The sequence below is a fragment of the Metabacillus mesotrionivorans genome (assembly GCF_052171315.1).
In the GTDB taxonomy this organism is placed as follows: Bacteria; Bacillota; Bacilli; order Bacillales; family Bacillaceae; genus Bacillus_P.
In genome coordinates this window covers 1-1,652 of sequence record NZ_JBQMFF010000020.1, presented here as the reverse complement: position 1 = coordinate 1,652, position 1,652 = coordinate 1, and the positions used below count along the sequence as shown (strand labels likewise).

Here is a 1,652-nt window from a genome sequence, read left to right as displayed (position 1 = left end):
TTGCGCTCCAGTCACTTGCTTTCCGCGGGGAGTGCCTGAAGCTTCCTCGCTGCGCTTGCGGGATCTTCAGTGCCCTCATCATCCCGCAGGAGTCAAGTGCCTTCCGCTTCAGTCCACTGGTGTTTAAACTTATATTCAGGGAACAAGTACGAACGTAGCCTGCTAAAAATGAAAGGTAAGAACACGGCACGAAGGCAAAAATCTCAACTGCGGTCAGCACTCTGATATTCGTGGGTTTTCACATTTTATCTTTCCGTGTAAAGGACTGTTCCACTAACTCGCTGCGTGAATTCATCATTTTCGACTTAGCACAGAGGAGGCACGTGGGTTTTCCTTTCCGGTTTTTCTCTTTGCCTTCGAGCCCTATTCTCATTCTTCCATTTTCGATACGTTCATCCTAACTGGTAGATATAATCTCAATTTGCGCTAGGCATCTCTTCAACTTCCTGCATGACCGCCCAAATAAAGCCTGCTAATTCCCTGGCAACTGCCGTTACAGCTTTCCCTCCATTTTTCCCTTTGGACAACAGCCGGTAATATTTCTTGTGAAGACGATTTTGTGCTTTCCATGAAATCGATTGAATGGCCGGTGATTGACCTTTTATGCGCCTTTCAAGATCTCCCTTTACAGCTGGCTGATAGCGATAACTCCATGCTGATTCTACAAGCAAACGCCGAACATGACGATTTCCCGTTTTCGTAATGCTTCCTTGTTTTCGTCTTTCTCCGCTTGAATACTCGCTTGGAATCAATCCAACGTATGCCATGAACTGTCGTGGAGTCGAGAAACGCTTGAATGAACCAATCTCAGCTACGATGCTTGTCGCTGTCACAAGAGCTATTCCTCTTAATGCTTGAAGGGCTTGAACTTTTTCTGCGTGGACACCTTCTTTTGCGTGAATGTTTATTTTTTCTTCTAAACGCAGAATACGCTGTTTTAATTCTTTTAGCTGGTAGTAATATTCTTGAAAAACAACGCGAAGGTGAACATTTTCAAACTGAAGCGTATCCAGCCAACGATAATATTTCACTGTCCATTTATTGGTCCCGGCCGGTGGTTTTATATCGTTTCGAAGAAGAAATTTACTCAATCGGTGTTTAGCTCTTAACTCATCTTCTTTCGCATCTTCTCTACAGCGGACAAGGTCTCGCAATGCTTCATCATCTGGAGTCGGAATGTATATGGATGTTAACTCGGCTGCACGATGTAATTGTGCTAGCCGAATGGCATCCCGGCGATCTGTTTTAATTCGCTCTCCAGGCTTTTGAGGAATAAGCGATGGAGCGATAACCTCACAGTGAATCCCCATATCCGACAACAGTCTGTATAAGGCATAACCTGTAGGGCCAGCTTCATAACACACGCGAAGATTTTTTGGATCTCCCAACTTTTTCATGACCTTTTTTATGGCCTCAGGTGTGTGGTCGATCACTCCCCAGTAACGTGGGGCTTCGCGTCCCTCTTCTGCAATCGCGACCGCAATTTTTTCTTTCGATACGTCTAAACCTACGTATTTCATGGCATCCTTCATAATAACTAGCTCCTTCCGTAATGTAGCTCTGATTTGGTATGTTTTTTCCAGTAAACATTCTAACCAAATTAACCTACGATGTTACGAGTAAGGAGCTAGTTTCGTTCATGATAACTCGCT

Annotated in this window: 1 protein-coding gene; it reads right to left on the bottom strand. The window is 44.4% G+C overall.

All coding sequences use genetic code 11. The features are described 5' to 3' along the window. Positions 1-416 precede the first annotated feature (416 nt). Positions 417-1,532, bottom strand: a complete 1,116-nt coding sequence (locus ACTSEZ_RS21290) for an IS110 family RNA-guided transposase (protein WP_369736213.1) — start codon at positions 1,530-1,532, stop codon at positions 417-419. Positions 1,533-1,652: the final 120 nt, after the last annotated feature.

Excerpts from the sequence above, each read along its gene's own strand:
- ACTSEZ_RS21290 (WP_369736213.1), bottom strand. The coding sequence starts at position 1,532 with ATGAAGGATGCCATGAAATACGTAGGTTTAGACGTATCGAAAGAAAAA.